Here is a 24212-nt window from a genome sequence, read left to right as displayed (position 1 = left end):
GGAGATCGGCCGGGCGTAGAGGGCCCGGCGGAGATCGGCCCGGCGGAGATCGGCCGGGCGGAGAGGTCCGGGTGCGCGGCACCCCGGCGCCCTATGTCACCGCCCCTGCGCCCCGCCGGCGTCGGATGTCGAGGCCTGGGCCGCAAGAAATCCCCGCAACCCCCTGCTCAGCGCCGCCCGTTCGGCCGGTTCCATCGCAGTCAGCGCCGAGGCCAGGGCCTGGGCGCGGCGGCAGGCGACGTCGCTCAGGACGCGCTGTCCGTGTGTCGTGAGCCACAGTTGGACCTCCCGGCGGGTGTCCGGGTGCGGGGCCCGTTCCAGCAGCCCGGCCGCCGCCAGGCGGTCGCAGAGGCGGCTGGCCGTGGGGAGGCCGATGTCCAGACCGTCCGCCAGGGCCGTCAGGTTCAGGCCGGGCGCCGCCTGCACGGTGCGCAACGCCCGCAACTGGTGCAGGGACAGGCGCAGGGACGCCTCCTGCGCGGCGAGCGACCACAGCGCCGTCAGGCTCTCCACGGCATCGGCGATCTGCGATGCGACGGCCTCCGGGCCGTCGCCCGGGCCCCTCGCCCGGTGGTTGCCGGGGCCGCCGAGATCGGTCACGAAACGGTCACTTCCATAAAGCTCCGGGTACTGATGAGGTCGCCCTCTTTCAGAGGCTGTACCCGATGAACCGAGGGGCAAGCAGCCCGGTTCGGAGCCCGGCCGGACCGTCGGTTCGGAGCCCGGCCGGACCGGGGGCGGCTCAGCCGGCGCTGAGCTCCGTCAGCGCGGCGAGCGGCAGCGTGTGCTGCGTATGGAGGACCTTCGCGCGCAGGTAGCGGACGTTGTGGGCGGTGGTGAAGACGCCCGTGGGGATCCGGTCGCGGACGTCGACGCCCAGGGTCCGCAACTGGTCGGCCTTGTCGGGGTTGTTGGAGAGCAGGTCCAGTTCGCCGATGCCCAGGGCCCTGAGCATCTGGGCCGCGGCCGTGTAGTCGCGGGCGTCCTCGGGCAGCCCGAGCGCCGCGTTCGCCTCGTACGTGTCGAGCCCCTCGTCCTGGAGGGCGTACGCGTCGAGCTTGTTGTAGAGGCCGATGCCCCGGCCCTCCTGGCGGAGGTAGAGGAGCACGCCGCCGCGCTCGGCGATGCTCTCGACCGCCTCGCGCAGCTGAGGACCGCAGTCGCAGCGCGCCGAGCCGAACACGTCCCCGGTCAGGCACTCGGAGTGCAGTCGCACCAGCGGGACAGGGCCGGGTTCGCCGAGGACCACGGCGACGTGCTCCTGGCCGTCGGCCAGCCCGTGGAAGGTGACGAGCTCGGCGTCGGCCTCGTAGCCGTCGTGGAAGCGCAGCGGGACCCGGACGCGGGAGCGCGGGGTGGCGATGACGGCGGGGGTGTCGGGCATGCGGGGCCTCCGGGTTCCGTTCCTGTTCGGCTGCACAGCCGTACTGCTTCAGATTTGAAGCAGATTCACGATCGGAACCCTACTCATGCTTCAAATTTGAAGCAATGAGAATCCGGCTCGGTGTGGCGCGCGTCACGAACAGGTCGACGACGACCTCCGCCGCCACGGCACGTCGTCCGCCGCCGGCCGGGTCCCGTCCTCCTGGAGCCCCTGCGCGATCGCCGCGGAGATCTCCTCCAACTGCCCCACCTGCTCCTCGCTGAGCCGGTCGAACAGGAAGCTCCGCACGGTCTCGACATGCCCGGGGGCCGCTCGCTCCAGCACGGCGAACCCCTCGTCCGTCAGCGCCGCGATGCTGCCCCGCTTGTCGTGGCGGCAGGCCTCGCGCCGCAGCATCCCGTCCTTCTCCAGCCGCGTGACCGCGTACGTCAGCCGGCTGCGCGTGATCTTCAGTCGCTCGGCGAGATCGGTCATGCGCAGCCGCCGTTCCGGGGACTCCGACAGGACCGACAGGATGGAGTAGTACAGGTGCGGCATGCCGGCGTCCTGCTGGAGCTGCCGGTCGATCGCGTCCTCCAGGAGCAGCGAGGCGGCGATGTAGGCGCGCCAGGCGCGCTGCTCGTCGGGGCTGAGCCAGCGAGTCGTCATGCTGCCAGTGTAGGTTTGTTTAAAACTTGAACCAAGCCTGTCCCGTCCAGCCGTCCCGTCCAGCCGCGGAGCACCGATGCCTCACCCGTACGTCCTGCTGTCCGCCGCCGTCTCCCTCGACGGCTACCTGGACGACACCGGACCCGACCGGCTGCTCCTGTCCGGTCCCGCCGACTTCGACCGGGTCGACGAGGTCCGGGCCGGCGTCGACGCGATCCTGGTCGGCGCCGGCACCATCCGCGCCGACAACCCGCGGCTGCTGGTGAACTCGCAGAAGCGCCGGGCCGCCCGCACGGCCGCCGGCAAGCCCGAGTATCCCCTCAAGGTCACCGTCAGCGGCTCCGGCGACCTCGACCCGGACGCCCGTTTCTGGCACACCGGCGGCGAGAAGCTCCTCTACACGACCGACCAGGGCGCCGATCGCGCCCGCGCCCTGGGCCTGGCCACGGACGTCGTCCCGCTCGGCGCCGACCTCGACTGGCGGCGGCTGCTCACGCACCTGCACGACGTCCGGGGCGTGGGACGGCTCATGGTCGAGGGCGGCGGCCTGATCCACACCCAGCTCCTCACCCAGGGCCTCGCCGACGAACTCCAGCTGGTCCTCGCCCCGCTCTTCGTGGGCGACCCCCGGGCCCCCCGTCTTTTCGGCCCCGGCGGCTACCAGGGCGGCCGGCTCCGGCTGCTGGAGTCGCGGCAGATCGAGGACGTCGTCCTGATGCGCTACGAGCCGACCGCCCCGGGCGCCGGCAGGCTCCCCATCGCCGCCGACCATCACTGGCTGGCCCTCGCCTGCGAACTGGCCGAGCGCTGCCCGCCGTCGGACACGGCGTTCAGCGTGGGCGCGGTCGTGGTCGCCGCCGACGGCACGGAACTGGCCCGTGGCCACTCCCGCGAGGCCGGCGACCCGGTCGTGCACGCCGAGGAGGCGGCCCTCGCCAAGCTCGACCCGGCCGACCCGCGTCTGCCCGGCGCGACGGTGTACAGCAGCCTGGAGCCGTGCGCCCGCCGCGCCTCGCGCCCAGCTCCCTGCGCTCGGCTGATCCTCGACGCGGGCGTACGGCGGGTCGTCACGGCCTGGCGCGAGCCGGACACCTTCGTGACCGACGCCGACGGCAGCGGTCTCCTCGCGGCCGAGGGGGTGGAGGTCGTCGTCCTCCCGGAACACGAGGAGCGGGCCAAGGCCCCGAACCGTCATCTGCCGGGCTGAGCACGGCCCGGCCGGTGGGTGTGCGCGAGTGGTCCCGCGGATGACGTACACTGGTGACACAACGACGCGGGGTGGAGCAGCTCGGTAGCTCGCTGGGCTCATAACCCAGAGGTCGCAGGTTCAAATCCTGTCCCCGCTACTGAAGGCCGAGGGCCGGAATCCGAAAGGGTTCCGGCCCTCGGTGCGTTTCCCGACACCTGATCACGTTCGGTGAGCGAATCACCCCGTTCCGCATAACAACTGACACACTGTCAAAACCCGTCAGTCACTTGCGGCGCGGCCAACTCGTCCGATTTAAGCCGGTCAGGGCAGGTAAGTCCGCGCGAAAAAGGTTAATGATCAAGTGGAATCGCTGGAATACCCCTCGCGCCTCCATTAACGTTCGATAACGCAGCGCGGTCGTCCCAGCCGTCACAGAAGGCGGCTCCGTGCGCACGCGCCGAATCCCGAAAGGGAACCGGGGAACCACCACTTGGGGTGAATCGGGCGGATACCACCGTGGAAGCACGGCAGGTATACGCGCGTAGGAGACCTTCCTGCTCCGAACCCGTCAGCTAACCCGGTAGGCGAGAAGGAAGGAAAGGAGTACGCCCACGTGGCGTCCAACCGGCCTGCCCCCGCGGCCCCGTACGCGCCGAAGCGCGAGAACGACACCTTCGGCTTCGGCGGCCAGCGCACCGACGAGGGCCCGTTCCAGGAGTGGAACCCCACCGAGGAGTCCATCCGTCCCGTCCGCGGCCGGCATCGCGTCACCAAGCAGCGCGGCGGAGGTCTCGCCCGCAGCTCCACCGTCCTGGGCGTCGGCGTCATAGCCGCCGTGGGTGCCGGCGGCATGGCCAGCGCCCAGACCGGCAAGCCCCCGGTGTCCATCTCCGTGCCGGACCTGCCCTCGGTGGGTTCCCTCATCTCGGACGACGACACCCCCGAAGGTTCCGCCACCCCGCTCAGCGGCCTCGGCACCGCCACCGCGGACACCGCGGAGGGCACCTCCGGCGCCCGCGCCGGCGCCGGTGACGCGCTGCGTGCCCGGATCATGGCCCAGGTCGAGCACCAGCAGGAACAGATCGAGACCAAGGCCGCCGAGGACGCCGCGGCCGCCGCCGAGAAGGCGGCCAAGGACGCGGTCGCCAAGGCGGAGAAGGAAGCCAAGGCCAAGGCCGCCGAGGCCAAGCGGAAGGCCGAGGAAGAGGCGAGGAAGAAGGCCGAGGCCGAGCGGCTCGCCGCCCTCGCCAAGCAGTTCACGCTGCCGACCTCCTCGTACACCCTCACCTCGACGTTCGGCCAGGCCGGCGCCTACTGGTCCTCCGGCTATCACACCGGCCTCGACTTCGCCGCCCCCACGGGCACGCCGATCAAGGCCGTGCACAGCGGCACCATCACCGAGGCGGGCTGGAACGGCTCCTACGGCTACAAGACCGTCCTCACCCTCGATGACGGCACCGAGATCTGGTACGCGCACCAGTCCTCCATCGGCGTCAGCGTCGGCCAGAAGGTCAGCACCGGCGACGTCATCGGCCGCGTGGGCGCCACCGGCAACGTCACCGGGGCGCATCTGCACCTCGAGGTCCACTCCGGTGGCTCCGCCAGTGGCATCGACCCGATGGCCTGGCTGCGGGGCAAGGGACTGACTCCGTAAGCAGCGCACGTTCGTTGAAGCATCGGCGGCCCTGACGACGACCCCCCGACGTCAGGGCCGTCGGCTTTGCGGTGCTGCGTGGCGTCGTGTGGCCTGGCGTCGCGCCGTGTGGCGTGGCGTCGCGTGGCGTGGCGTCGCGTGGCGTGGCGTGGCGTCGTGTGGCGTCGCGTCGTGTGGCGTGGCGTGGCGTCGCGTCGTGTGGCGTCGCGTCGTGTGGCGTCGCGTCGTGTGGCGTCGCGTGGCGCGGCATCGCGGGGCGGGGCGGGGTGTTTACGGGAGTTTTGCGTCCGTTGCGGAATGAGGCGTTCCTGCGCGGTCGTTGACACCGAGCATGACGTCTCTTCGCAAGCTCGGTACTTCCGACCTCGAGGTCTTCCCCCTCGCCCTCGGCGGCAACGTCTTCGGCTGGACCGCCGACCAGGACCGTTCGTTCGCCGTCCTCGACGCCTACACCGCCGCCGGCGGCAACTTCGTCGACACCGCCGACGTCTACTCGGCGTGGGTCGACGGCAACCAGGGCGGTGAGTCCGAGACCATCCTCGGCAGGTGGCTCGAGGCACGCGGCAACCGCTCCGACGTCGTCGTCGCCACGAAGGTCAGCCAGCACCCCGACTTCCGGGGCCTGTCCGCCGCCAACATCAGGGCCGCAGCCGACGCCTCCCTGCGGCGCCTGCGCACCGACTACATCGACCTGTACTACACGCACTTCGACCAGCCCGACGTGCCCGTCGAGGAGATCATCGGCGCGCTCGACGAACTCGTGAAGGCCGGCAAGGTGCGGCACATCGCCGCCTCCAACATCTCCGCCGAGCGGCTGCGGGCGTCCCTGGAGTTCTCCGACCGCGAGGGCCTCGCCCGGTACGTCGCCCTCCAGCCGCACTACAACCTGGTCTCCCGTGCCACGTACGAGGGCGAGCTGCAGGACCTCGCCGAGCGGGCCGGCCTCGCGGCCGTTCCGTACTACGCGCTCGCGTCCGGCTTCCTCACGGGCAAGTACCGGCCCGGTACGGAGGTCGAGAGCGCGCGGGCGGGTGGCGCCGCCAAGCATCTGGACACCGAGCGGGGGCGGCGGGTTCTCGACGCCCTCGACGAGGTCGCCGCGGCGCACGACGCTCCCGTCGCCACCGTGGCCCTCGCCTGGCTCGCCGCACAGCCGACCGTGGCGGCGCCGATCGCCTCCGCGCGGACGGTGGAGCAGCTGCCCGCGCTGCTCGGCGTCGGGGAGCTGACGCTCTCGGAGGCCGAGGTGGAACGGCTCACGGCGGCCTCGGCCTGAGCGGGGCCCAGGAGCTTCAGGAGCGGTAGGGGTTGTACGCGGCGGAGCGATAGGGGTTGTACGCGGGGTACGGCGCCGGCTGGTGGCCGTACCCGTACATCCCGTGGACCGGCCAGGGCGGGACCGTCACCGGGACCGGAGGGGCGGTGATCCGGCCCGCGTGGTCCAGAGCGGGGCGGGCAACCTCCCGGCGCCGCCACAGTTCGCCGAGCAGTTCCCGCTCCCGTACGGCGAAGTCCGCCCCGGGGCTGCCCCGCCGGGCCCGGTGCCGCAGGAATGCCAGGGACGTCGCGTACGCCTCGTACCGGGCCACCTCCCGGGCCGCCGCCCTGCCCGCGTGCCGGCGGGCGTACTGCCGGGCGATCCGGCGGGCCCGCATCGAGCCGAGCGCGTACGGCTCGGCCGGGGTCAGCCAGCCGGCCACGGCGTAGGCCGGCAGCTCCGCCCGTACGGTCTTCAGCTCCCGCTGCCGCGTCCAGATCACCAGCCACGTCAGCAGCCCGAAGATCGGCACCATGAACGCCGCGTACACGGCGAAGAACCCGTACTCGCCGAAGGCCGACGAGCCGTTCCACATCGCGTGCATCCCCATCGCGAGCAGCAGCCCGCCGAGCGGGAAGGCGACACGGCGCAGCGGCCGGCGGTCCACCGAGAGCGCGGCGATGCCGAAGCCGATGCCGGTGAGGACCGTGAACAGCGGGTGCGCGAACGGCGACATGATGATGCGCACGAAGAAGGTCGCCGCCGTGACCGAGGCGATGCCGCTGCCGCCCGTGAGCTGGTCGGTGCCGAAGGCCGTGCCGAGGTAGAGGATGTTCTCGGTGAACGCGAAGCCGGTGGCCGTCACGCCGGCTATGACGACCCCGTCGACGATGCCGGTGAAGTCGCGGCGCCGGAAGAGGAAGACCAGGAGGACGGCCGCCGCCTTGGCCGACTCCTCGACCACCGGCGCTATCACCGTCGCGCCCAGGGTGTCCGCGCCGGACGGGTCCGCCGTCGCCGTCGCAATCCATCTCGTCGCGAAGCTGTTGGCGACGATCGCTATCAGCGCCGCCGCGCAGGCGCCCCAGGCGAAGCAGAAGATCAGGTTCCGCCAGGGGCCGGGCTCCACCCGGTCCAGCCAGCGGAACGCGGCTATCAGCAGGGGCACGGGGAGGACGGCCAGTCCCAGCCCGACCAGGAACCCTTCCGTGCCGGTCTCCTCGCGGACCAGGGCGAGGATGACCAGGCCGGATATCGCGAGAAGCGTGCTCAGCGCGCCGTAGCGCACCCAGGCGCGGTGCCACCAGTGGGCGTGCCGCGAGGAGCCGGCTGTGCCCGAGCCGGCGAAGGGCGCGCCGTCGGGGGGACCGACGGGGTACGACGGATGCGGGGGGCTGGTGGCCACGGCATTGACCCTAACGACGGATGGGCGCTGTCCGCAGGCGGGAGAGGTGCCAGGGGTGGTCAGGCGCCGGCGGGGGGCTGGTCCACGTGCTGTACGCGGCGGAAGAGGAGGTCGTTCACGACATGTCCCTTGTCCAGTCCCTGGCCCTCGAAACGGGTCAGGGGACGGAAGTCGGGGCGCGGCGCGAAACCACCGTCCGCCTGCGTGTTCTCGAAGTCGGGGTGTGCCGTGAGGACCTCGAGCATCTGCTCCGCGTACGGCTCCCAGTCGGTGGCGCAGTGGACGATCCCGCCGGGTCTGATGCGGGTGGCGGCCAGGGTCAGGAAGTCGGGCTGGATGATCCTGCGCTTGTGGTGCCGCTTCTTGGGCCAGGGGTCCGGGAAGTAGACGCGGAGGCCGCCGAGGGAGTCCGGGGCGAGCATCTCGCGCAGGAGGATGATCGCGTCACCGTTGCCGACGCGGATGTTGGACAGGCCGTTGCGGTCGGCGAGGTTGAGCAGGTTGCCCTGGCCAGGGGTGTGGACGTCGACGGCGAGGATGTTCGTGGCGGGGGCGGCGGCGGCCATCTGGGCGGTGGCCTCGCCCATGCCGAAGCCGATCTCCAGGACGACGGGGTTGTCGTTGCCGAACAGCTCGGGCAGGTCGAGGGTCCGGCTGCCGTCGATGTCGAGGCCCCACTTGGGCCACAGGCGCTGAAGCGCGTCCGCTTGGCCGGCGGTGACGCGGCTGCGGCGGGGCTGGAAACTCCGGATCCGCCGCTCGAAGTGCGACCCGGCGGGGTCGGCCTTCGGCCCGTCGGGGAAACGCGGCTCGCCCTTGGCCCGGGTACGCCGGACGGAGACACCCGGGGTGTGCGGGTGCGGGTGCGGCTCCGGGGCCGGGTGCGGGTTCGGGGCCGGGTGCGGGTGCAGGTTCGGAGCCGGGTGCGGGTTCGGGGCTTCGGGGGTGTTCGCGGAGTCAGACACAGTGCCCCTGATTTTACGGCTGAGGTGCTTCGCCTGGCGTTGGGTGTGGGGCGGGGCCGCGCCGGGGGGTGTCCGTCCTCGGAACGGCGCGATGGAGTTTCATACCTACTGACTGGCGTTGACGCGCCAACCGCTGCGGGCGGACACCCCCCGACACGGCCCCTCGCGTACGACGGCGGGTGCGGGAGCGCTTAGCTGCGGGCATGCGTGCCGCTAGGGGCGGCACGGGTGGGCGCCGGCACCCCGCTACGCCGGGCTGCGGACCCCCCTCGCCTCAGCATCGACGCAGCGGCGCCGCTCGACGCCGGGTCGTGGACTCACCCGGCCTCAGCATCGACGCAGCCGGCACTTCGGGACGCCGGTCGTGGACTCACCCGGCCTCAGCATCGACGCAGCGGCGCCGCTCGACGCCGGGTCGTGGGCCCACCCGGCTTCAGAGCAGGGCAGCCCCGCCGACCTCACAGCGCGTTCAGCGCTCTGCGGGCCACTTCCCGGCCGATCGGCAGGGACGCCGTGGCCGCGGGGGACGGTGCGTTGAGGACGTGGACGGTTCTGGCGCCCTCGCGGATCAGGAAGTCGTCGACCAGGGTTCCGTCACGGAGAACCGCCTGTGCGCGCACACCCGCGGCCGTCGGGACCAGGTCGTCCTCGGACACCCCGGGCAGCAGCCGGCCCACCGCGTCCGTGAACGCCGCCTTGGACAGGGACCGCCGCAGCTCACCCGCCCCGTAGCGCCAGTGCCGGCGGGCTATCTGCCAGGAGCCGGGCCAGGCCAGGGTCGAGCCCAGCTCGCGCAGCCGGACCGTGCCCCACCCGTACCCCTCGCGGGCCAGGGCCGGCACCGCGTTGGGCCCGACATGGACACCCCCGTCGATGCCCCGCGTGAGATGCACTCCGAGGAACGGGAACGCCGGATCGGGCACGGGGTAGACCAGGCCGCGCACCAGCTCCGGCCGGGCCAGCTCGTGGTACTCGCCCCGGAACGGCACGATCCGCATGCCTGGGTCGTCCCCGGTGAGCCGGGCGATCTCGTCGCACTGCAGACCCGCGCAGTTCACCAGGACCCGCCCGCGTACGGCGTCGCCCGCGGCTGTGAGCACGGCGACCCCACGCTCGGGGCGCCGGTCGACGCGCACGACCCGCGTGCCGTAGCGGATCTCCGCTCCCGAGCCGTGGGCCAGCTGGCGGGCGACCGCGACGAAGTCGCAGATGCCCGTCGTGCCGACGTGTATCGCGGCGAGCCCGCGCACCTCCGGCTCGTACTCCGCGATCTGGGGGCCGCCCAGCTCCCGTACGGGGATGCCGTTCTCCCGGCCTCGCTGCACGAGCGCGTGCAGGCGGGGCAGCTCCGCGCGGTCCGTGGCGACGATCAGCTTGCCGGTGACCGCGTGCGGGATGCCGTACTCGGTGCAGAACTTGACCATCTCCGCGGCGCCCCGCACCGCGTAGCGCGCCTTGAGGGAGCCGGGGCGGTAGTAGATGCCGCTGTGGATGACGCCGCTGTTGCGGCCGGTCTGGTGGCGGGCCGGGCCCGGTTCCTTCTCCAGGACGGTGACACGTGTGCCCGGTGCGGCGCGTGTGATCGCGTACGCCGTCGACAGGCCGACGATGCCGCCGCCGATCACCAGCACGTCACAGTCGTATGTGCTCCGCACTCGCACCACCTCCCGCTTCGATAGTGCACTGCGCCACTGACAATGCCTTCAAACGCGGGACGGGCCGCATGCCTGTGCCGGGTTTACGCCGGAGCCATCAGCAGCGGCCGTGCACGCTCACGGAGCTCCACCACCCGCGGCTCGTCGCCGTACGGCTCCAGGCGGTGCAGGAGGTCCTTCACGTACTCGGTGGTGCGGGCCGAGGATATCCGCCCTGCGACCTCCACCGCCCGCACCCCCTGCTCGCACGCCGCGTCCAGGTTCCCCGACTCCAGTTCCGCGACCGCCGAGACGACCAGGCGCAGGCCGTGCGAGCGGACGAACTCCTCGGTCGGCTTCGACAGGGCCTGCTCGGTGAAGCGGCGGACCTGGCGGGGCGCCTTGAGGTCGCGGTAGCACTCGGCCGCGTCGGCGGCGAAGCGGTCGTAGGAGTAGAAGCCGAGCCAGCTCGGGTCGTTGTCGCCGGGGCGAGCGCGCTCCAGCCAGCTCTCGGCGGCCTTCAGGGCGCCGCCGGCCGCCGGGGCGTCGTTCGCGCGAGCGTGCGCGCGTGCCTCGACGAGGCGGAAGAAGCTCATGGTGCGGGCCGTCGCCAGTCCGCGGTTGCGTTCCAGGGCGGCCTGGGCGAGGTCCACGCCCTCGTCGCCGAACCCGCGGTAGGTGGCCTGGAGGGACATGGAGGCCAGCACGTAGCCCCCGAGGGGGACGTCCGCCGCCGCCCGGGCCAGGCGCAGGGCCTGGATGTAGTAGCGCTGGGCCGCTTCCTGCTGGCCCGTGTCGAAGGCCATCCAGCCTGCGAGTCGGGTCAGTTCGGCGGAGGCGCCGAAGAGGGCCCGGCCGACCTCGTCGGAGTACGAGCCGAGCAGCAGCGGAGCGGCCTCCACCCGTAAGCACTCGGGGACCATGGACGAACGCCAGTCGCCGCCGCCGTACTTGGAGTCCCAGCGCCGCGCGTCCTCGGCGGCCTCCCGCAGCTTCTGCACATCGCTGTGGCCGACTTTGAGCGGTGCGCCGGAGCCCTCGCCGGGGCCCACGTCACGCGCGACCGAACTGTCGGCCGGCGTTATCAGCCATCGTGAGGCGGGCGTTGCGTATGCGCTCACCGCGAACGATCCGGCCAGCGACTGCCAGATGCCTCCGGAACCGGCCCGGCGGCCGGCGAGGTCGAGGCGGTAGAGGTCGGTCGCGGACCTGACCGCCTGGCCGACGTCCCGCGGGAAGGCGAGGCCGACTTCGGGTGCGGGGTCCGCGTCCGCCAGGCCGATCTCGTGCAGCGGCACCGGGCGTCCGAGCTTCTGGCCGATGGCGGCGGCGATGAGGTGCGGGGCGGCACCCTGGGGCACCATGCCCTTCGACACCCAGCGCGCCACCGACGTCTTGTCGTAGCGAAGCGTCAGACCGCGCTGGGCGCCGAGGTCGTTGACACGCCGCGCGAGGCCTGCGTTGCTGATTCCCGCGAGGGCGAGAACGGCGCCGAGTTTCTCGTTCGGCCCGCGTTGCTCCCTGGACATGAGCCACCCCTCGACACAGACGGCTGCCGGCACTGGCATAACCACGCGGCATTCGTAAACCCAGCGTAGTTCGCCGCATCCCAAGCGTTAAGGGGCATTGTTCCGGTTGGCGGGATTGTGGTCCGTACTGAAGTGCGGTTCAGATACGGGCTGTTGCGACGTGCTCCCACTGTGTGGCCGTGCGCCTGTCCGTGCGCTCTTCTCCGGCCATCGCGGGAGCGGTTCCATGGTCGTTGCGTGGGTCGGCCCGCTGTACTGGATCCAGTGGGCTGGGGGACACCGCCGCCTACATCCCCGCGGGCGGCGGAACGGTCCGGGAGGCGTGCTCCGTCTCCCGGGCTGCGCGACCGGGTGGCAGCGTGCCGAGCCTGTACGGAGCGTGTTCGAAGCTGCATGCGTCACGCCGATTTGGCTGAAAATCGACCCCGCCGATCACGGGGTATCAAGGCTCCTACCACGGCACTTGAGGGCGCGTCGGGTGTGATTGGGGCGCGTTTCGGGGGCGCATTCGCGTCGCAGTCGTACTGCAGACATGTCGCTGGCGTGCCTTGATTCTTGGCCGAGTCTTCGCTGCTCCGTGGTTCTTCATGCTTCCGAGGCCGTCCTGTTCGGTGGCTCGTTCGGTGGCTCGTCCGGTGCGTGCTTCGCCCGGTGCTTCGCCCGGTGCTTCGTTCGTCGCTTCGGCCGTCCCGCGTCCGCCCCTCGGCCGTCCTTGCGTCTGTCTCTTCGTTCGTCCCTTCGTCCGGTGCCCTGTCCGCCCGTGTTCGCGGGCGGTGTGCGGGTGTTCGGGGGGTCGGGGGCGGTGCGGGTGGCTCCGCCGGGGCGCATTCGGCGGAGCGCAAGCGGCGTCGGCGCCCTCTGGAACGCTTCCTTCATGGCAGCATGGTGAACCGGTTCGTACGGTGCACTGGTTGTCCACAGCCTGTGGAGGCGGCGATGCGGTGGTTGGTGGGATGGAGCAGCACCGCCGCGGGAGCCGTCGCTGCCGGTTCGGCGGGGGCGACCGGCAGCGAGGGTGAGACGCTGCACCCGGTCGGGTCCCAACTCCTGTGGGGCGATCCCGATCCGCTGTGGGCGGTCGGCGACTGGCGCCCCGACGAGGTGCGGGTCGTGAAGGCCGACGACCGGACCAGGATCGCCGTCCTCGGCATCTGCGGCGCCACCGACGAGCAACTGCGCGTCGCGCTGTTCGCCGCGCGCGGTGGGGCACTTCGGCATCTGACCGCCTGGTCGGGCAGCTACACCGCGATCGTCCAGGTCGGCAGGCGGATCACCGTCTGCGGCGACCTCGCGGGCGCACGGCCGGTGTTCCACACGCCCTGGGCCGGCGGTACGGCGTACGCGACCGCCGCGCTGCCGCTGGCCGACCTCATCGAGGCCAACCTCGACTTCGGGCATCTCGCCGCGCTGCTGGCCGCGCCGGACGTGCCCGCCGCGCTGCACGACTCCACGCCGTACGACGGCGTGAAGCGCATTCCGCCCGGGCACGCCCTCATCCTGCGCGCCGGGGCGCGCGAGATCGCCGGGTACGAGCCGGTCGCCTCACTGGCCGTCGCGGCGCCCCCGGCCGATCCCGACAGCGCGGTCGACGCGGTGCGCGACGCGCTCGTGGAAGCCGTACGGACGCGGCTGTCCGCTCCGCGGCACGTTCCGGGGACGGACATAGACCCGGGCCCCGTGCCCGGCATGGGACCCGCCGAGCGACGGGCCGCGCGCGGGATGCCGGTGCCGGGGATCGGCGCGGACCTGTCCGGCGGGCCGGCCTCCGGGACGCTGGCGCTGCTGGCCGCGGGGCTCCCCGGGATGCCGGGCACGGTGCTGGGGCACGGCACGGGCGCGGGGGAGCGGCTGCTGGCCGTCACCTTCAACGACCTCGCCGTCGGGGGGCGGGAGGCCGAACTGGAGCGGGCGGGCGCGCTGGCGGCGAACCCGCGGCTCCACCATGTCGTCGTGGCGGGCGCCGAGGAGACCCTTCCCTATGCCGACCTGGACGGGCCGCTGACCGACGAACCCGGGCCGTGCCTGGTGTCGGCGGCGCGGCATCGCGCCCGGCTGGCGGCGGGCAGTGCGGACCATTTCACCGGGTACGGGGCGCGGCAGGTGCTGGACGCCCATCCCGCGCGGCTCGCCGATCTGCTGATGGACCGCCGGCGGCGTCATCTCGTACGGCCGGTCGCCGCGCTGGCCAAGGCCGACGGGTCGGTGCTGGTGCCCGCGCGCGTGTACGCGGCGGCGCGGCGGCTCTCCCGTACGCCGTACCGGTCGGGGCTGGAGTCCCTCGCCGAGCGCCTTCTCGCCCCTCGCTCCGACGACGGTCTGGACGCGCCCGGGGGTGCGGTGGACGCCTCGCTCGCCGCGCTGACCTGGGGCAGACCCGGGCCGGCCGCGCGCTGGCTGACCGGTGAGGCACTCGCTGAGGTATCGGTTCGCCTTCAGGCGGCGACACACCGGTCGGAGCTGGTGGGGCCGGGGCAGCGTCCGGGTGACTTCCGCGCGCGAGCGGCGCTGGCGCGGCACGCGGCGGACCTGCGGGTGCTGGAGCAGGCGGCGGAGGTCCGCTTCCAGCGGCTGCACGCGCCGTTCCTCGACAACCAGGTCGTCCGGGCGGCCCGGGAGCTGCCCGAGGCGCTGCGGGTGCGGCCGGGGGCGCGGGCGGCGATCCTGCGTACGGTGCTGGAAGGGGCAGGTGTCCGGGAGTTGCCGCCCGGCTGGGGCGCCCCGACCCAGGCGACCGCGGCGGCCGCGGAGCGTACGGGGCTGCGTGTGGCGGCGGACTCCCTGGTCTCCCTGTTCGACACCCCGTTGCTGGCGGAGGCCGGTCTGGTCGAGGCCCGCGTGGTCCGCAAGGCGCTGCGCGGCGCGGCGGCGGGTGAACCCCTGCCCCTGGACGGCCTCGCGGACCTGGTCTCCCTGGAGCTGTGGCTGCGCCGTCTGCTGTCCCGCCGCGGCACATGCTGGACGGGCACGCCGGCCAGACAACGAGCGGTACCGGCGGGGATCGCTCCGCAGCGGGGGGCGTTGGGGGCGGGGGCCGGTGGGGGGCGGCGGGTGTAGCGGTGGACCGATGGGGGTGGATGCGGGTGTGCGTCCGCTTCGCCTTCGCGTGGGGTGTGGGTCGGGCCGCGCCGGGGGTGTCCGTCCTCGGAACGGGGCGATGGGGTCGGGCGCCGGCTGACTCCCCGTTGACGCGCCAACCGCTGCGGGCGGGCACCCCCCGACACGGCCCCTTGCGTACGACGGCGGGTGCGGGCCGCCCCCGCTGCGGCCACCCACCGGTCAGCCGCGTGAACAACCCTGCGGGTCAATACATCTAGCCGCAGGTGAACCTGGACTCCGCCCAGTCCACCGGCATCAGGTTGTCGAGGGCGCTGCGGGGTTCCACGACCAGCCGGACCGTGCTGCGCCCGGTGAGGTTCACATGGACGGGCACGGCCGGGTCGCCGCCCTCGACCAGCGGGGACCGCCACAGCCGGGCCCCGTCGGCGTAGACGGAGAAGTACACCTTGCCGAGCCTCAGTGTCATGTCGTCCACCCCCACGAGCGCGTCGTACGACGAGCAGGGGCGGTTGAGGTCGATGGTGACGGACGAGCGGCCGTGCACGGTGACGCCGTGGGCGTACCGCCGGTCGCCGACCGACAGGCCGGACCGCTTCCAGACCCAGCTGCTCGAACCGATCCGCATCTCGGGTTTCGTGCCGTCGCCGTTGATGTCGTACGACAGTTCGCTCCACTGGTAGACGGCCGGGGCGGGAGGCGGGGGCGGCGGGGGAGTTGGTGTCGGTGTGGGGGCGGGGGGTGGTGTCGGCTTCGGGGGCTCGGGTGGGGGAGCGGGCTTTCGGGGCGGGGTGGGGGCCGGGTCCTGGTCCGGGGCCGGGCTGGTCCTGGAACTCGGTGTCGGCGCGGGTGTCTCGGCGCGCGCGGGCATGATCCCCGGCGGGTCCTGGTCCGGGGCCTGCTGTGAGGGTGAGGGCGAAGGTGAGGGCGTGGGCTCACCGGGGCGCGCCACCGACGACGGCTCGGGGGACGAAGGAGCAGGTCCGGCCTCCTCCTTCGGCTTCTCGTTGCCGGCCAGGGCCATCACCACCGCGGCCACCACCCCGACGGCGACCACCCCGGCCGCGATACCGGCCTTCACCGGCGCGCCGAGCCCCTCGGAGGCCGCCGCACCACCCCCGCCACCGGCCCCTCCCGCCGATCCGCCGCCCGCCGCGGAGGCCCCACCGGTCGTGCCTCCCGCCGCCGCTGCCGCCCCCGCCGCACCGCCCGCTCCCGCGCCCCCGGCGATGAGCCCGGCCGCCTTCGCATACCCGGCGGCTCCGAACCAGCCGATGACCGCGACCGGCACGACCGCGGGGATACCGCCGGCCACTTCCTCGATCTGCAGCGCCGCCAGCCGGCACTTCGCGCACTCCTCCAGGTGCTTGCGCAGCCCCCGCTCGGCCCGGGTGCGCAGCCGCCCGCGGGCGTACGTGCCGAGCTGGTCGGCGTAGCGGGCGCACTCCTCGTCGGCGGTGAGCGTGGCGCTGACGTGGGCCTGGAGGTAGGCCTGCCTGAGGCCCTCGCGGGCCCGGCTGGCGAGCACGCGTGTGCCGTTGGCGTCGAGTCCGAACAGCGTGGCGACCTCGCTGGGCGACTCGTCCTCGATCTCGGTGTGCCACAGCACGGCCTGCCAGCGCTCCGGCAGTGACCGGAAGGCACGCATGGCCATGGACTGCTCGGCTTCGTGCATCGCCCGTACGTCTGCGCCGAGTTCGAGCGTGTCGTCGTCGGACACGTCGGATCCGCGTGCGGACTGGGCGGCGAACACGGCGAAGTCGTCGACGAGTTGCTCGCGCCGAGCCGACCGCGTCCAGGAGGCGGCGACGCGTCGGACGGAGGTGAGCAGATACGCGCGCACCGCGTGCGCGGGCCCCGCGCCGCCGCGTACCGCCTGGAGCATGCGGGCGAAGACCTCGGCGGTCAGGTCCTCCGCGGTGTGGGCGTCCCGGCAGCAGGTGCGGGCATACCGGCGCACGGCCTGCGCATGGCGCCGGTACAGCTCCTCGTACGCCGTGTCGTCGCCCGCGCGCATGCGGTCGATGAGGTCGGCGTCGGACGGCGGCATCTCGCGCGGCGGCGGCAGGACGCTGTCCTCGTGCCAGTCGCGCTGGGCCGGGACCGAGCCCACGGCGGGGTGCCCGCCCGGCGGCATGCTCACGCGTCCGCCCTGGCTCGGCACCTTCGGCGGCACCGGGCCGCCGGCCGTGGCGTCGCCGCTCCCGCCGCCGCTCGACTCGTCCCGCCCGTCACCGCTCATCGCGGAAAGCCCCCGCCAGCCGCCCAACCCGTCCAGACCACCGGGTCAGCGTGCCATATTGGCATTTGGTCAGAACCCCATAGTTCGGACCATCACTCATCCGTGGGGACGTGTCGCACGGCAGTACTGGCCGCCACTCATTTGGGGGAAGGCTCCTCTTTCGCTCCGCGCGGCTCCGGGCGGCTCCGGACGGGGAGGGCTCCCTGTTCTCGCTGCGGCGGGGCAGCCTCCCCTGCTCGCTGTGGGCGGGAAGGCTCGCTCCCCTTATCCGCGCAGGGCCCGGACGTCTTTCCGCCTATCCGCGCAGGGCCCGGACGTCCCGCCCGAGCCCTGGGGCCACCCGGCCCGGGCCTGTTCGCCCCGAGCCGCGGGCCCCGAGCCCCGGTGGCTCACGCCGGTCGCGAGCGCAGCCCCTCCAGCAGAATGTCCAGCAGCCGGGCCGACGCGGCCGCCTGCTGAGCGGCGTCCGGCAGTGAGGGCGCGGCCGTGGCGATCACCAGCAGCACGTCCGACACCGACACGTCCGGCCGCAGCTCACCGGCCGCACGCGCCCGGTCCACGAGCTGGCCCACGACCTCGAGCAGCGCCGACGTCCCGGCGTCGTCCTCGGCCCCGACCGCCGGTACGGAGGCGACCGCCACGGGCTGGTCCGGCACCAGCCGCAGCTCCGTCGTGCCCGGCTGGGTCCGCTGCTGCGGCACCCGAGGGCCTCCGGCACCGTCCTCGACCGAGACCCGCAGCACCTGCGGCGGCAGCAGCCGCCCGGCGCCGGAGGCCACCGACGTCCGCAGGAAGCGCGACAGCGCCGACCACGGCTCGTCCTCCTGCCCGAGCGCCGCACGCGCCTGGTCGGTCAGCCGGGAGGTCTCCTCCTCGGCTATCCGCCGCACCAGGACGTCCTTGCTCGGGAACCGCCGGTACACCGTGCCCACACCGACGCGCGCACGCCGCGCCACGTCCTCCATCGGCGCGCCGTACCCCAGCTCACCGAAGACCTCGCGCGCCGCACGCAGCACGTGCTCCAGATTGCGCTGTGCGTCCACACGCAGCGGCGTCGTCCGCGACGTGTCGCGTCCGTTGCCCGCCGCGCTCATCGTCATGCCGCCCGCCGCGAGTGCGGACGCGGGCGACCAATGAGAGTCCTGAACATGCATAAGCATTCCCCCGGTAATGACGTCTCCCCCCGGAGACACTCCCCGCCATTCGATACCGGAGCGGAGGGAACGGCCCGGTCCCGCGGCCCGCCCGTCGCGGACCCCGGTGAGCACATCCCCCTACACCCCGTCGACACACGAACATAGTTGAGAGGGAGTCAATTCAGAAGGGGCAGGTTCCGCACGGAGCGCCCACCGATCGGAGTACGGGCCGCATACGTCCCGAATGTGCCCCCGCGCGCCCCCTACACCACCCCTCCTGACCTGCATGTATGTGCAGAAGGTCGGTATTCCGGCCAACTCCGCGCGCTCTCCCGCTCCGGTCACACAATTCGTCGAGGCTGTGGACAAACGCAAGCGACGGGTGCGTCATGGGATGGTGAAGGAACGTGCGCGCATTCTCGTTGTCGGTGGCGGCTACGTCGGGATGTACACGGCCCTGCGCCTGCAGCGCAGACTGAAACGGGAACTGGACCGGGGCGAGGCCGAGATCACCGTCGTCACCCCCGACCCGTACATGACCTATCAGCCGTTCCTCCCCGAGGCCGCCGCCGGCGCGATCTCCCCGCGCCACGTCGTCGTACCGCTGCGCCGCGTCCTCGGCCGGTGCCGGATCCTGATCGGCGAGGTCACCGCCGTCGACCACGCCGAACGCACCGCCACCGTCACCACCCTCGCCACCGAGGAGGAGGGCACGGGAGGACAGCGGCTCTCCTACGACCACCTCGTCCTCGCCCCCGGTTCCGTCTCGCGCACCCTGCCGGTCCCCGGCCTCGCCGACCACGGCATCGGCTTCAAGACCGTCGAGGAGGCCATCGGCCTGCGCAACCACGTCATCGAGCAGATGGACATCGCCTCCTCCACCCGTGACCCCGCGATCCGCGACGCGGCCCTCACCTTCGTCTTCGTCGGTGGCGGCTTCGCGGGCGTGGAGGCACTCGGCGAACTGGAGGACATGGCCCGCTACGCCGCGCGGTACTACCACAACGTCCAGCCCGAGGACATGAAGTGGATCCTCGTCGAGGCCTCGGACCGGATCCTGCCCGAGGTCGGCGAGGAGATGGGCCGCTACACCGTCACCGAGCTGCGCCGCCGCAACATCGACGTGCGCCTGGAGACCCGCCTCGAATCCTGCGCCGACCGGGTCGCCGTCCTCAGCGACGGCGCCCGCTTCCCCACCCGTACGGTCGTCTGGACGGCCGGCGTGAAGCCCCACCCGGTGCTCGCCGCCACCGACCTGCCCCGCAACGGCCGTGGACGCCTCACCTGCACGTCGGAGCTGTCGGTCGACGGCACCACGCACGCGTGGGCCGCGGGAGACGCGGCCGCCGTCCCCGACGTCACCGCCGAGGAGCAGGGCCGCGAGTGCGCCCCCAACGCCCAGCACGCCGTCCGCCAGGCCAAGGTCCTCGCCGACAACATCGTCCACTCCCTGCGCGGCGAACCCCTCGAGACGTACGAACACGCCTACGTCGGCTCGGTCGCCTCCCTGGGCCTGCACAAGGGCGTCGCCCATGTGTACGGGCGCAAGCTCAAGGGCTACCCCGCCTGGTTCATGCACCGGGCCTACCACCTCAGCCGCGTGCCCACCTTCAACCGCAAGGCGCGCGTGCTCGCCGAATGGGCGCTGGCCGGCCTGTTCAAACGGGAGATCGTCTCCCTGGGTTCACTCGAACACCCCCGGGCGGAGTTCGAACTCGCGGCCGGTGGAAAGCCTTCTCTGGACCCCCCGCACAACCCGAAGGGGTCGTCCTGACCGGACCCAGGAACTCCATCGGCCGGCCCGGCGTCTGACGGATGTCGGTCCGGTCCGCGCACTGCCAGACTGGTCCACCACCGCGGGCATGCCACCACTCGCCCCGGTGCGGGCCCCCCGGGGCCCCGGCCGGTTCCGGTGCCGGCCGCCGACCACTACACGAGGCAAGGATTCGTGAACTTCACGCGCTGGAGCGCCCGGCTCCCCGGAACGCAGCGCCGCGCGGCAGCGCGGACCGAGCAGACGGCCTCCCCGGACCGGCGGGGGGAAAGCTCCGTACCCGCCGCCCGTGCCGAACGACCGACCGACGAGTCGCCCTCCGTACCCGCCGTCGACGACCTGCGGGTGCGTGAGGTCCTCGACCGCGTCCCGTCCCTTGTCGCCCTGGTCCACGGCCCCGACCACCGCATCGCCTACGTCAACGACGCCTACACGACCGCCTTCGGCGTACGCCCTCTGGGCGAACGCGCCCGCGAGGCGCTCCCCGAGCTGGACGCCCTCGGCCTGTTCCCCCTCCTGGACCAGGTCCAGCGCAGCGGCAAACCGCGCACGGTCAAGTCCCGCAAGGCCCCCGACGGCCGCTCCTACACCTTCACCTGCACCCCGGTCGCCCAGGGCGACGGCAAGGGCGGCAGTGACGGTCGCGGCGTCCTCGTCTTCGCCACCGACGTCACCGACCACGCCGAAGCCGCCGAACGCCTGCGCGCCAGCGAACGCCGCCAGCGCGAAACGGCGGTCACCCTCCAGCGCTCCCTGCTCCCCCAGGAGCTCGAAGAGCCGGACGACCTGCGCATCGCCGCCACGTACCACCCCGGCGGCACCGAAGCCGCGGTCGGCGGCGACTGGTACGACGTCATCACCCTGGGCGGCGGCCGCACGGCCCTGGTCATCGGCGACGTCATGGGCCGGGGCGTGCGCGCCGCGGCGGTCATGGGCCAGCTCCGCACGGCGGTCCGCGCCTACGCGCGCCTCGACCTGCCCCCGCACGAGGTGCTCCAGCTCCTCGACGGCCTGGCAGCCGAGATCGACGCCAACCAGATCGCCACGTGCGCGTACGCCATCCACGACCCGAACGAGGGCAAGCTGGTCTACTCCTCGGCCGGCCACCTGCCGATCCTCGTCCGCGACGAGAACGGCACGGTCCTGCGCGCCGACGAACCCACCGGCCCCCCGCTCGGCACCGGCGGCTGGATGCACGCCTCGGGCTCGATCCCCCTCGCCCCCGGTTCCACGGCCGTCCTCTACACGGACGGCCTGGTGGAGCGGCGCGACGCGGACCTGGACGAGGGCATCGCCGCGCTGGAACGCGCCCTGGCCGGCGCCACCGGCACCCCCCAGGTCGTCTGCGACCGCCTGGTCCGCTCCGCCGGCGTGACCCCCGACCACGACGACGACGTGGCCGTCCTGGTCCTCCAGCACCCCGCCCGCACGGGAGCGGACGGCGAGCTCTTCCGCAACGCCGCCCTGGAACTCCTGGGCGGCGTGGAAGCGGCCCCCCGCGCGCGTGCCTTCGCCTCCGGCGTCCTGACCAGCTGGCGCTTCCCCGCCGACCTGCACGACCTGGGAGTCCTGGCCACCAGCGAACTGGTCGCCAACTCCCTTCAGCACGGCACCCCTCCGATGAGACTGCGCCTGCGCCGCACGGACAGACGGCTGATCATCGAGGTCACCGACGGCGACGACCATCTCCCCAGACGCCGCCGCGCGGAACCGGGCGACGAATCGGGCCGCGGCATCGCCATCGTCGCCACGATCGCCTCGAACTGGGGCTGCCGCCGCACACCCGGCGGCGGCAAGGCGGTCTGGTGCGAGTTCGCACTGCCCCGCACCCAGACGACCTAGGGCCTGACGCAGACGCCAGGCCCTGGACGGAAACCGGGATCAGACGTCCGCGGAAACGGGCGCCCCACCCCGCGCCACGACCCGGCTCTTGCCGATCCACGGCTGATCCTGCACATCGGTCAGCTGCCGCCCCAACCGCACGGCCAGGACGGTGATCCCCAGCGAGAACACCAGGAACGCCACGATGTACGGCGCGTGCAGCGAAGCCCCCAGCGGCCCGCCCACCGCCGGCCCGACGGCCAGCGCGAGCTGCTTGACCAGGGCGAACGCGGAGTTGTACTGCCCCGCCATCCCCTCCGGCGCGAGATCCGCGACCAGCGGGGCCACGGTCGGCGACAGCATCGCCTCACCGAGCCCGAACAGCGCGTACGTCGAGACGAACGCGGCCGTGGCCATCTCCTGGCTCCCGTGCCCGAGCCCCGCGTACCCGGCGACGGCCCACGCCACGGCCCAGATCAGCCCGACAGCGGCGATCACCCGCGACCGCCGCCGCCGCTCCACGAACCGCAGCACGGCGAACTGCGCGACGACGATCATCAGCGTGTTGGCGGCGAGCGCGGTCCCCAGCGCGGACGTGGAGATCCCTGCGGCCTCGACCCCGTACGCACTGAGCCCCGACTCGAACTGCCCGTAGCAGGCGAAGAACAGCACGAAGCCCAGCACGCACAGCTGCACCATGGCCCGATTGCCCATCAGCTGCTTCCAGCTGCCCCGGCCCGGCGCCTGGGGAGCGCCCTCGATCCGCGGCGCGTGCGGCAGCCGCACGGTCACCATCACCACGACCAGCAGCAGGAACGTCGCCGCCTCGATCGCGAAGAGCAGGGTGAAGGAGGCGGCGCTGGTGGTGTCGACCAGATGCCCGCCTATCAGGCCACCGACGCCGAGCCCCAGGTTCTGCAGGAAGAACTGCATGGCGAAGGCACGCGACCGCGTGTCCGCCGACGAGCAGTCGACGATCATCGTCGCGAGCGCCGGCTGCATCACGGCCTGCCCGGCCCCCAGCAAGGACGCCGACACCAGCACCGCCGCCGCGCTGCTCGCGATCCCCAGACTGAGCGCGCCCACAGCGGCGGTGACCAGGGCGGTGAGCAACACAGGCAGCGGACCCCGCCGGACGATGGCCCGCCCGGCGAACGGCAGCACGACCAGCGCTGCCACGGCGAAGACGGCGAGTACGAGACCCGCCGTCATGGCCCCCAGCCCTCGCACCTGCGCCACATAGACGTACAGGTACGGGACCGTGAAGCCGAGCCCGAACGCGCTGAGTGCGTTGCCCACGTGAATGCGGCGCATCGCTGCGCCCATCGCCCTGGTCACGTTCACCTCTCTCACAAGTTAGGAGTGAAGACTTCGAAGCTAAAGTTCGAAGCTAAAGAGTACATACCCAAGGACTTCAAGGCAAAGAACGCCCGTGCGATACTGCGCACATGGGTGACACCCCCGGCCCCAGCGAGCCGACCCTCGAAGAGCAGATCGCCGCGTACCAGCGCGAGTTCCAGGACCTCGACCCCCAGGTCGAGCAGATCGTCTCGGCCCTCTCCCGCCTGAACCGCCGCATGAACGTCGCCTACGGCCGCCAGACCTCGACCCTCGGCATCAGCAACACGGAGTGGGAGGTCCTCAAGGCCCTCGTCCTCTCCGGCGCTCCCTACCGACTGGGCCCCAGCGACCTCGCCAAGCGCCTCGGTCTCACCCCGGCCGCGATGACTCACCGGATCGACCGCATGGTCGCCGAATCTCTGGTGACCCGTGAGCGAGACGAGTCCAACCGCGTACGAGTCATCGTGGAGCTGACGTCCGAGGGGCGAGAGAAGTGGCTGGAGGCGATGCGCCTGGCGTCGGTCTTCGAGGAGGACCTGCTCCAGGACCTGACCCCCGACGAGCGCACGGCGCTGGGCGAAGTGCTCACGCGCCTACTGCGACGGGTCGAGGACGCCCAGCCGGACGCCGGCGGACGCCTCACCGACCTGGACTGAAGCCAGGGACGAAAAGATCTTGACAGGGGCCGCTTGACAGCCCCCTGGCTGATCCGTAGAGTTCTTCGGGTTGCCGCGGAGCCGTAACGGTTCTTCGGCAGCACTTCCGCCGCAGCAGCGGCACCCAAACCACCAGCTCGACCTCCCGACAGGGTTGATTTCGGCACGCCCGAATTCAATTTGAATTGGGACTCGACGACCGATCGACTCCACGCCGGCTTCGATTTGGGAATCGCCGAGAGGGCGCGCTAAGGTTAGGGACGTCGGAACGGCCCAACAGCCGCGAAGACAAACCCCGCTGACCGGGGATCAGGCCCGAAAGGATCTGATAGAGTCGGAACCGCCGGAAAGGGAAACGCGGAAGCGGGAACCTGGAAAGCACCGAGGAAATCGGGTCGGAAAGATCTGATAGAGTCGGAAACGCAAGACCGAAGGGAAGCCCGGAGGAAAGCCCGAGAGGGTGAGTACAAAGGAAGCGACCGTTCCTTGAGAACTCAACAGCGTGCCAAAAGTCAACGCCAG

At 72.4% G+C, this 24212-nt stretch carries 17 protein-coding genes, 1 tRNA gene and 1 riboswitch; of the genes, 8 read left to right on the top strand and 10 right to left on the bottom strand.

Annotation, left to right across the window (positions count from 1 at the left end; translation table 11 throughout):
* Positions 1–96: 96 nt before the first annotated feature.
* The 3 genes from HDC93_RS06190 to HDC93_RS06180 all read right to left on the bottom strand — a co-directional run bounded on the left by HDC93_RS06190 (position 97) and on the right by HDC93_RS06180 (position 2032).
* Positions 97–600, bottom strand: a complete 504-nt coding sequence (locus tag HDC93_RS06190) for a MarR family winged helix-turn-helix transcriptional regulator (RefSeq protein WP_185008007.1) — start codon at positions 598–600, stop codon at positions 97–99.
* A 142-nt stretch (positions 601–742) separates the two neighbouring features.
* Positions 743–1384, bottom strand: coding sequence for a GTP cyclohydrolase II (ribA, locus tag HDC93_RS06185; protein ID WP_185008006.1), 642 nt, complete (start codon positions 1382–1384; stop codon positions 743–745).
* Positions 1385–1516: 132 nt separating this feature from the next.
* Positions 1517–2032 (bottom strand): MarR family winged helix-turn-helix transcriptional regulator, encoded by a 516-nt coding sequence (locus HDC93_RS06180; RefSeq protein ID WP_185008003.1) that lies wholly within the window; start codon positions 2030–2032, stop codon positions 1517–1519.
* A 76-nt stretch (positions 2033–2108) separates the two neighbouring features.
* On the opposite strand from HDC93_RS06180, the gene HDC93_RS06175 reads away from it, so the two are divergent.
* The 4 genes from HDC93_RS06175 to HDC93_RS06160 all read left to right on the top strand — a co-directional run bounded on the left by HDC93_RS06175 (position 2109) and on the right by HDC93_RS06160 (position 6151).
* The gene (locus tag HDC93_RS06175) at positions 2109–3239 is read left to right on the top strand and encodes a dihydrofolate reductase family protein (protein WP_185008001.1); all 1131 of its coding nucleotides are present in this window, start codon (positions 2109–2111) and stop codon (positions 3237–3239) included.
* Positions 3240–3304: 65 nt separating this feature from the next.
* A tRNA-Met gene (locus HDC93_RS06170) sits at positions 3305–3378 on the top strand.
* Positions 3379–3666: 288 nt separating this feature from the next.
* Positions 3667–3823, top strand: a riboswitch (cyclic di-AMP (ydaO/yuaA leader).
* 11 nt (positions 3824–3834) lie between these two features.
* On the top strand, positions 3835–4875 hold the full coding sequence (locus HDC93_RS06165) for a M23 family metallopeptidase (RefSeq protein WP_185007999.1): 1041 nt from the start codon (positions 3835–3837) through the stop codon (positions 4873–4875).
* 331 nt (positions 4876–5206) lie between these two features.
* On the top strand, positions 5207–6151 hold the full coding sequence (locus HDC93_RS06160) for an aldo/keto reductase (protein ID WP_185007997.1): 945 nt from the start codon (positions 5207–5209) through the stop codon (positions 6149–6151).
* A gap of 16 nt (positions 6152–6167) precedes the next feature.
* On the opposite strand, the gene HDC93_RS06155 is transcribed toward HDC93_RS06160, so the two are convergent.
* The 4 genes from HDC93_RS06155 to HDC93_RS06140 all read right to left on the bottom strand — a co-directional run bounded on the left by HDC93_RS06155 (position 6168) and on the right by HDC93_RS06140 (position 11666).
* Entirely contained in the window at positions 6168–7538 is a 1371-nt protein-coding gene (locus tag HDC93_RS06155) for a PrsW family intramembrane metalloprotease (protein WP_185007995.1), read from the bottom strand.
* A 59-nt stretch (positions 7539–7597) separates the two neighbouring features.
* On the bottom strand, positions 7598–8449 hold the full coding sequence (gene trmB, locus HDC93_RS06150; protein ID WP_185008841.1) for a tRNA (guanosine(46)-N7)-methyltransferase TrmB: 852 nt from the start codon (positions 8447–8449) through the stop codon (positions 7598–7600).
* A gap of 512 nt (positions 8450–8961) precedes the next feature.
* Positions 8962–10158, bottom strand: a complete 1197-nt coding sequence (lhgO, locus tag HDC93_RS06145) for an L-2-hydroxyglutarate oxidase (RefSeq protein ID WP_398983997.1) — start codon at positions 10156–10158, stop codon at positions 8962–8964.
* An 83-nt stretch (positions 10159–10241) separates the two neighbouring features.
* Complete coding sequence (locus HDC93_RS06140) at positions 10242–11666, bottom strand: MFS transporter (RefSeq protein ID WP_185007993.1); 1425 nt, start codon at positions 11664–11666, stop codon at positions 10242–10244.
* A gap of 936 nt (positions 11667–12602) precedes the next feature.
* Between HDC93_RS06140 and HDC93_RS06135 the strand changes: the two genes are divergently transcribed.
* Positions 12603–14720, top strand: a complete 2118-nt coding sequence (locus HDC93_RS06135) for an asparagine synthase-related protein (RefSeq protein ID WP_185007990.1) — start codon at positions 12603–12605, stop codon at positions 14718–14720.
* Between the two features lie 256 nt (positions 14721–14976).
* Here the strand turns inward: HDC93_RS06135 and HDC93_RS06130 are convergent, their stop codons facing one another.
* On the bottom strand, positions 14977–16962 hold the full coding sequence (locus HDC93_RS06130) for a sigma-70 family RNA polymerase sigma factor (RefSeq protein ID WP_185007988.1): 1986 nt from the start codon (positions 16960–16962) through the stop codon (positions 14977–14979).
* A gap of 389 nt (positions 16963–17351) precedes the next feature.
* Positions 17352–18116: a TetR/AcrR family transcriptional regulator gene (locus HDC93_RS06125; RefSeq protein ID WP_185007986.1), complete on the bottom strand. Its 765-nt coding sequence runs from the start codon at positions 18114–18116 to the stop codon at positions 17352–17354.
* A 376-nt stretch (positions 18117–18492) separates the two neighbouring features.
* Between HDC93_RS06125 and HDC93_RS06120 the strand changes: the two genes are divergently transcribed.
* Positions 18493–19872 (top strand): NAD(P)/FAD-dependent oxidoreductase, encoded by a 1380-nt coding sequence (locus HDC93_RS06120; protein WP_185007984.1) that lies wholly within the window; start codon positions 18493–18495, stop codon positions 19870–19872.
* 174 nt (positions 19873–20046) lie between these two features.
* Positions 20047–21714, top strand: a complete 1668-nt coding sequence (locus HDC93_RS06115) for a SpoIIE family protein phosphatase (RefSeq protein WP_185007982.1) — start codon at positions 20047–20049, stop codon at positions 21712–21714.
* Between the two features lie 39 nt (positions 21715–21753).
* On the opposite strand, the gene HDC93_RS06110 is transcribed toward HDC93_RS06115, so the two are convergent.
* Positions 21754–23019, bottom strand: coding sequence for an MFS transporter (locus tag HDC93_RS06110; protein ID WP_185008837.1), 1266 nt, complete (start codon positions 23017–23019; stop codon positions 21754–21756).
* A 122-nt stretch (positions 23020–23141) separates the two neighbouring features.
* On the opposite strand from HDC93_RS06110, the gene HDC93_RS06105 reads away from it, so the two are divergent.
* On the top strand, positions 23142–23690 hold the full coding sequence (locus HDC93_RS06105; protein WP_031109794.1) for a MarR family winged helix-turn-helix transcriptional regulator: 549 nt from the start codon (positions 23142–23144) through the stop codon (positions 23688–23690).
* Positions 23691–24212: the final 522 nt, after the last annotated feature.

Origin of the sequence: Streptomyces sp. AK010, from assembly GCF_014207295.1 — a bacterium.
GTDB lineage: Bacteria > Actinomycetota > Actinomycetes > Streptomycetales > Streptomycetaceae > Streptomyces > Streptomyces massasporeus.
The sequence above is the reverse complement of the archived record's forward strand: the minus strand, read 5'-3'. Positions and strand labels throughout refer to the sequence as shown.